We start from the raw sequence: 6781 nt of genomic DNA on the forward strand, positions 1-6781 counted from the left end.
CTCAGCGCCCCGACGCCGTCTCACCCCCCCACAGCCGGGGGGCCCCCGCCCGCGCGGGCCCCCCCCCAACCGTCGTTCACTCCGGCAGCCTCAGGACCGGGAAGCTGCCCGTGTTCGTCGGCGCGTGGTCCGGCAGCCACAGCACCGCGATGGCGCCGCCCACCCCGTCCGGGGCGCCCTCCGCGGCCACGTTCCGGAAGGTCAGCCGGGCGCCCAGCACCCGCGCCTGGCCCGCCGCGATCGTCAGGCCCAGGCCGTGGCCCTGGCCCGCGCGGTCGCTCGTCCCGGTACGGAACCGGCTCGGGCCCTCCTTGAGCAGCGCCTCCGGGAAACCGGGACCGTGGTCGCGGACCCGGACCACCCGGCCCTCGACGGTGACCTCGACCGGCGGCTTGCCGTGCTTGGCCGCGTTGGCGAGGAGATTGCCCAGGACGCGCTCCAGGCGGCGCGGGTCGGTGTTCACCCAGGACTCGTGCACCACCCGGACGACGACCTCCGGGTCCAGGGCCTTCACCCGCCGCGCCACGAACTCGCCGAGCGCGATCTCCTGGAGCTCGGCCCGCTCCGACGCGCTGTCGAGCCGGGCCACCTCCAGGACGTCCTCGACCAGCGTCCGCATGGCCTGCGCCCGGTCCCGTACGAGCTCGGTCGGACGCCCCGGCGGCAGCAGCTCGGCCGCCGTCAGCAGACCGGTCACGGGGGTGCGCAGCTCGTGCGCGATGTCCGCGGTGACCCGCCGCTCGGCCTCGATCCGCTCGTTCAGGGCGTCCGTGAGGGCGTCCACCGCCCAGGCCAGGTCGTCGGTCTCGTCCCGTACGACTCCGCCGACGGCGTCCCGCACCCGCACGTCCGTGTTGCCCTGGGCCACCCGGCCGGCCGCGACGGCGGCCTTCCGCAGCCGCCGCGAGAGCCCGGCGCCGATGAGCACGCCGAGCGCGCAGCCGCCGAAGACCACCGACACCGAGCCGATGACGAGCGCCCGGTCCAGATCGCTCATGATCGTCGCGCTGCGGTCGGCGAAGGGGATGTGTAGCGACAGCACGTCGCCGTTGGCGAGCGGCACGGCCGCCCACACGTCCGGCGGCCCGCCGTGCCGGTGCTCCTGCACATAGGTCCCGCGCCGCTTGTCCCGCATCAGCTGGTCGAGCTGGTCCGGCAGCGCCGGATCGTTGATCTTCGTGCCGAAGCGGGGCTCCTTCGGCTTCGACGTCTCGTACATCCGCTGGGCGAAGAGCAGCCGTTCCATCTGCACCTCGCGCGCGTTGTCGAGCATCGAGATGCGGGCGGCGTTGTGGACGACGATGCTCAGGGTGACCGCGATGAGCGCGCCGACGGCGGCGATGGCGACGGCGATCTTCCACCGGACCCCGGTACGCAGGGGGAGCAGCTTCACCGGCACGGACCCGTCTCGCGGGGTGTCTTGTCGATCATGCCGGGCTAGCTCTTGAGCTTGTAGCCGAAGCCGCGCACGGTCTCGATCCGGTCCTGGCCGATCTTGGCGCGCAGCCGCTGCACGTGGACGTCCACGACCCGGGTGTCACCGCCCCAGCCGTAGTCCCAGACCCGCTCCAGGAGCTTGTCCCGGGACAGCACGGTGCCCGGCGCCGACGAGAACTCCAGGAGCAGCCGCATCTCGGTCGGGGTCAGCCCCACCGGCACCCCGCCCCTGCGGACCTCCATGCCCTCGGTGTCCACCTCCAGGTCGCCGAAGGAGAGCAGCCCGCCGCCGGCCGCCGCCTCGTCCCCGCGCTCGCCCGCGCCGGGGCCGCCCGCGTGCCCGAAGCGGCGCAGCACGGCCCGGATGCGGGCCATCAGGACGGAACCGTCGAAGGGCTTCGTCACGTAGTCGTCGGCCCCGGCCTCCAGGCCCAGCACGACGTCGATCGAGTCGGCGCGCGCCGACAGCATGATGACCGGCACGGTCGACTCGTCGCGGATGCGCCGGCAGAGGCTGACCCCGTCCATGCCCGGGAGCATCACGTCGAGCAGCGCGATGTCCGGCCGCTGCGCCCGGAAGGCGTCCAGGCCGGAGAGCCCGTCGGGCATGGCGGTCACCCGGAAGCCGTCCCGCTCCAGGGCGAGCTGGGTGGCCTCACGGATGACGTCGTCGTCCTCGACGAACAGGACATGGGTTTCGGCCATCGTGCGTGCCCTTCCGGGTCGGTGCGTTCTCTCGGTCCACGGCTCAGTCGGCGGGGGGCGCGCTCGGCGCGGGCTCGGCGCCCTCGCCGTCGCCGACGGCCCGGCTGTAGTCGTTGTGCACCCAGTCGTGCTGGGTGAACCTGTTCCCCGACCAGCGGTACGTGATCACGTCCTCGCCCGATGGGTACGCGACCGGGTCGCCCTTCGCGTACACCTGCTTGGTGACGACCAGGTCACCGCGGTCGATCGTGGCGTAGACGGCGGCGTCCTCGGCCATGAACACGTTCTCGTACCGGTCGCTCTGCCTGCGGTACACGTACGTGCCGATGCCCACGGCGTCACCGCAGGTCATCACGTTGACCACGACGTCGGGGGAGGCGGAGTTCGTGAGGTTGCCGTAGGAGGCGTCCACCGGGTAGGCGTCCGCGACGCACGGCTTCAGATCGGTCTTGAGCCGCCCACCGATCTTCGGGTCGGCCTTCAGGAGCGCTATCGGGTCCACCCGCTCGGCCGACTGCGGGCCGTCGTCGGCGGAGACCGAGGGGGTGGGGGCCGCGGCGGCGACCTCGTCCGTGCGGGCCGCGCCCTCGTCGCGGGAGCCGGTGCCGCCGGTGGAACAGGCGGCCAGGGAGAGACCGACGGCGACGAGCCCGGCCGTCGCCGTGGCACTCGCCGCCTGGACGGTACGCCGCGGGCGGGGGGCGGGGGGGCCCGGCCCGGGCGGGGCCCCGCGCGGCCCCCCCCCGACGTGGTGTGGGGGGAGGGGCCCCTGGGGGGGGGGGGGGGGGCCGGGGGGGCACCGGGGGGCCTGGTCCCCCCCGCCGGCCCCGCCCCGGGCCGGGGCGGGGCCCCCCGCCGCGGGGCGGGCCCGCGGGGGGGGGCCACGTCCGGTCCCGTACCGGTCGTCGCCGCCGCTCGCACCGCGCAGACCTTCGTGTGGTCTGCCGTCCGGTTCGCCGTCTAGGCCGCGCACCGCTCCCGCCCCCCTTCGTCACCTCGTACGGTCGCCCGCTCCCCGGTCCGGCCCAGGGCGCGGGCGTCGAGGTCGCGGCTCTCCAGCTCCTGACGGAGCCGGGCGAGCGCGCGGTGGAGCGTGGACTTCACCGTACCGGTCGACATGCCGAGCGCCGCCGCCGTCTCCTCCGTGCTCATCTGCTCCCAGTGCCGCAGGACGACGACGCTGCGCTGCTTCGGCGCGAGGACCTTCAGGATGTCCATGAGGAGGGCGCGGTCGGCGTGCTGCTCGGTCGGGTCCTCGACGCTCGCGTCGGGCAGCTGCTCGGTCGGCACCTCTTCGAGCTTGCGGGAGCGCCACCACTCGGTGCGGGTGTTGATCATGACCCGGCGCAGGTAGGCGTCGGCGAGGGACTTGTCGGCGATGCCGTCCCAGCGGCCGTACGTACGGGCCAGGGCCGTCTGGAGGAGGTCCTGGGCGTCGACGGGGTCGGCGACGAGACGGCGGGCACTGCGCAGCAGCGCGTCCTGCCGCGTGCGTACGTACTCCTCGAAGTCGAGCACCTCGCCGTGCCTCATCCGAACCGCCTCCGATCCCCGTGACCTGCTTCGTTCCTCGTGTCGTCGATGACGCTACGGAGCGGTTGTCACGGGGCTGTGCGGGGCAGCCGTCGGTGGACGCACGGCTACCCATCGGTTGTGTAACAGCGGGGGCGGAGGAGGTTTCGGCGGCCGGGGCCCGGGGAGAGCGGGCCGGCGTGGGCACGGGCCCGGGCCTTGGTGCGAGGACGGCGGGCGGCCGGACCTCCGGGGCCGAGGGCGGCCGGTGGCCCGGACCTCCGGGTCTCAGGACAGTGGCAGCCGGTACCGGTCGCCGTCCAGGGGCTCCACGAGACCGTCGGCGACCAGACCGTCCAGCGCCCTGGCCCGCTGCACCGGCTCGTCCCAGACCGCGTCCAGGGCCGCCTGCGCCACCGGATCCGCCGACTCCCGCAGCACGGCGAGGAGCCGCCCGCGGACCTGGCGGTCGGTCCCGGCGTACGTCTGGCCCCGCCGCGGCGGACCGTCGTGGGCCGGCTTCCCCGACAGCCGCCACGCGCACCGGTCGGCGATCGGACAGCGCCCGCAGTCCTCGCCCTTCGCCGTGCACACCAGCGCGCCCAGCTCCATCGAGGCGGCCGCCCAGCGGGACGCCGTCACCTCGTCCTGCGGCAGCAGCGCGCGGGCGAGCCGCCGCTCGGCGGCCGTGGTCGCGTTCGGCGGGTACTGGACGCCGGTCGCCGCCCGCGCGAAGACCCGGCGCACGTTGGTGTCCAGGACCGCGTGCCGCTGCCCGTACGCGAAGGAGGCCACCGCCGCCGCCGTGTACTCGCCGATGCCGGGCAGCGCGAGGAGCTGCCCGTGGTCGCGGGGCACGTCGCCGTGGTGGCGCTCCGTTATGGCGACGGCCGCCGCGTGCAGCCGCAGGGCCCGGCGCGGGTAGCCGAGCCGGCCCCAGGCGCGGACCGCCTCGCCGGGCGCCTCGGCGGCCAGGTCGGCCGGTCGCGGCCAGCGCGCCAGCCACTGCTCGTACACCGGCAGGACCCGGACGACCGGGGTCTGCTGGAGCATGAACTCGCTGACCATGACGCCCCAGGCGCCGGCCTCGGGGCGGCGCCAGGGCAGGTCACGGGCGTGCCGGTCGAACCAGGCGAGGACGGGCCCGTGCAGCCCGGCGGGGAGCGCCGGGTCGACGGGGGCCTCGGAAGTCGGGGGAGTGTCGATGGAAGTCATGGCACCCCCGATCCTGGCACGTCCGGCGCGGGATCAGTACGCGCCGTGGCGCGCGCGAGAGCGCCGCTCGGAGTGCGCGGGAGCGTGCGCGGAGGCGTGCGCACTCGGCCCGCGCCCCGCGCACCACAGGACGGCCGAGCTCCGGCTCGACCGCGCGGTCTCCACCAGCGACCGCACCGGCCGCTCCGCGAGGCGCATCACCAGGAACGCGACCAGCGCGCCGACCAGCAGGCCGACGGTCACGTCGTGCGGGTAGTGGACGCCGACGAAGACCCGGGAGAAGGCCATGAGCAGGGCCATCGGCACGGTCAGCCAGACGATCCCGCGCCAGGACAGCGCGAGCGCGATCGCCGCGGCGCCGGCGATCGCCGAGTGGTTGCTGGGGAAGGACCAGTCCCCGTGCGGCGGGCAGGCGACGAGCGAGACGGGTGCGCCGGCGACGGCCCGGCACGGCCGCTCCTCGTCGACCAGCGACTTCGCCGCCTCGCTCACCACGTAACCGAAGCCGGTCGCGACGGGGGCGAGCAGCGCGAGCGCCATCATCCGGCTCGACCCCTCCCGGGAGCGCCACCAGCCGGCGAGGAACAGCACGCCGAAGAGCAGCAGCCCGAGCTCCGTCCACACCTCGGCGAGCCACTGGAACCAGTGCGGCGTGGAGTGGGCGAAGTCGGCGACGTCGAGATACAGACGGTCGGAGAGGTCGAGAAGGGTGTTCATGGTGCATGACGCTAACCGGAATCCGGAGTCCGCCGCCCCGGGCCAACGGCCAGAGCGACCCCCGACGAAAGTGGGGGGCCCGCGATTCGCGCCGGTTCCCTACGGTTTCCGGCGGGGTTCCGGGAAAAGTTCCCGGAACCGACGGATGTGATCATCGGCAAAACTTGCGGTCTCGGGCGGCGGGTGGGGCGGGAGTTGGGCCGGATCTCTCGTAAGGTTCGGGTCGTGGGATCTTTGCGCAATCCGGTCGGGCCGCTTCCCTCCACCATCTACTGGCGACGGAGGGCGGTGGCGCTGTGCCTGGTGACGCTTCTCGCACTGCTCGGCGTCTGGGTCCTCGCCTCCCGTGACGGAGGCGGGAAGAAGGCGAACGACGCCGCCAACGGCTCGTCGCTGACCCCGCCGTCGATCACCCCGGGCCCCACCGGCTCGGGCCCGGCGATCAGTCAAAAGCCCGGCGGGCGCGACGAGTCGGGCGACTCCGGCGACAACGGCGGCTCCGCCGGCTCCGGTACGGACGAGGGCGCGGGCTCCGACGGCGGTGCCGCCGCCGGTACGGACGCGGGGGCCGACTCCGGCACCGCGGGCACCGGCAAGAACGGCGACACCGACGGCGCCGGCGGCGACGGCGGCGCGGGCACCGGCGCCGGCCAGCAGGTCCCGGCCGGCTCCGCGCTCCCCAACTGCCCCGCCGGAGCACTGCGGTTGACGCTCCGCTCCACCAAGGTGACCTACGAGGCGGGCGAGAAGCCCCGCTTCCACCTCGTCGCCGAGAACACCTCGGACACCACCTGCAAGGCCGACTTCGGGCCCCGCAGCGCGGTTCTCACGATCAGCGACGACCGGGACGACGAGGTCTGGTCCACCGCGGACTGCCCCCGCCCCGGCACCCCGCTCCTGCTGCGCGTCCCCGCGCACACCACGCTCACCCACACCGTCGAGTGGGACCGCGCCCGCAGCGCCCCGAAGTGCGCGAGCGTTCCGCCGGGCCAGGCCGGACCCGGCACCTACCTCGTGGAGGCGACGATGCCGGGCGCCAAGGTGCTCCCGGCCTCGTTCATGCTCGCCAAGGACTGAGAGCGGGGGGGGGCGGGGGGGGCGGCGGGCGGGGCGGGCACGGGGGGGGGGGCGGCGGGGGGGCGGGCGCGGCCGGCGCGCGCCGCGGGGGGGCCGCGCGAGGGGCCGGGCCCGGAGC

7 protein-coding genes are annotated in these 6781 nt (G+C 75.1%); 1 reads left to right on the plus strand and 6 read right to left on the minus strand.

Annotated elements, in window-relative coordinates:
- Nucleotides 1-76: 76 nt before the first annotated feature.
- The 6 genes from cseC to ACFV2S_RS36195 form a co-directional block, all read right to left on the minus strand.
- Nucleotides 77-1393, minus strand: coding sequence for a two-component system sensor histidine kinase CseC (gene cseC, locus ACFV2S_RS36170; protein ID WP_385569916.1), 1317 nt, complete (start codon nt 1391-1393; stop codon nt 77-79).
- A gap of 44 nt (nt 1394-1437) precedes the next feature.
- Nucleotides 1438-2142 (minus strand): two-component system response regulator CseB, encoded by a 705-nt coding sequence (cseB, locus tag ACFV2S_RS36175; protein ID WP_383797571.1) that lies wholly within the window; start codon nt 2140-2142, stop codon nt 1438-1440.
- A gap of 43 nt (nt 2143-2185) precedes the next feature.
- Complete coding sequence (locus ACFV2S_RS36180) at nt 2186-2644, minus strand: hypothetical protein (protein ID WP_385569922.1); 459 nt, start codon at nt 2642-2644, stop codon at nt 2186-2188.
- 458 nt (nt 2645-3102) lie between these two features.
- Nucleotides 3103-3675: a SigE family RNA polymerase sigma factor gene (locus ACFV2S_RS36185; protein ID WP_383797573.1), complete on the minus strand. Its 573-nt coding sequence runs from the start codon at nt 3673-3675 to the stop codon at nt 3103-3105.
- 267 nt (nt 3676-3942) lie between these two features.
- Entirely contained in the window at nt 3943-4869 is a 927-nt protein-coding gene (locus ACFV2S_RS36190) for an A/G-specific adenine glycosylase (RefSeq protein ID WP_385569929.1), read from the minus strand.
- 33 nt (nt 4870-4902) lie between these two features.
- Complete coding sequence (locus tag ACFV2S_RS36195) at nt 4903-5586, minus strand: phosphatase PAP2 family protein (RefSeq protein ID WP_385569932.1); 684 nt, start codon at nt 5584-5586, stop codon at nt 4903-4905.
- Between the two features lie 225 nt (nt 5587-5811).
- Here ACFV2S_RS36195 and ACFV2S_RS36200 point away from each other — a divergent pair, with 225 nt between their 5' ends.
- Nucleotides 5812-6663, plus strand: a complete 852-nt coding sequence (locus ACFV2S_RS36200; RefSeq protein ID WP_385569935.1) for a hypothetical protein — start codon at nt 5812-5814, stop codon at nt 6661-6663.
- Nucleotides 6664-6781 lie beyond the last annotated feature (118 nt).

The sequence above is a fragment of the Streptomyces sp. NPDC059695 genome, from assembly GCF_042733785.1.
Classification (GTDB): Bacteria; Actinomycetota; Actinomycetes; order Streptomycetales; family Streptomycetaceae; genus Streptomyces.

Excerpts from the sequence above, each read along its gene's own strand:
- ACFV2S_RS36190 (WP_385569929.1), bottom strand. The coding sequence starts at position 4,869 with ATGACTTCCATCGACACTCCCCCGACTTCCGAGGCCCCCGTCGACCCG.
- ACFV2S_RS36195 (WP_385569932.1), bottom strand. The coding sequence starts at position 5,586 with ATGAACACCCTTCTCGACCTCTCCGACCGTCTGTATCTCGACGTCGCC.
- ACFV2S_RS36185 (WP_383797573.1), bottom strand. The coding sequence starts at position 3,675 with ATGAGGCACGGCGAGGTGCTCGACTTCGAGGAGTACGTACGCACGCGG.
- cseB (WP_383797571.1), bottom strand. The coding sequence starts at position 2,142 with ATGGCCGAAACCCATGTCCTGTTCGTCGAGGACGACGACGTCATCCGT.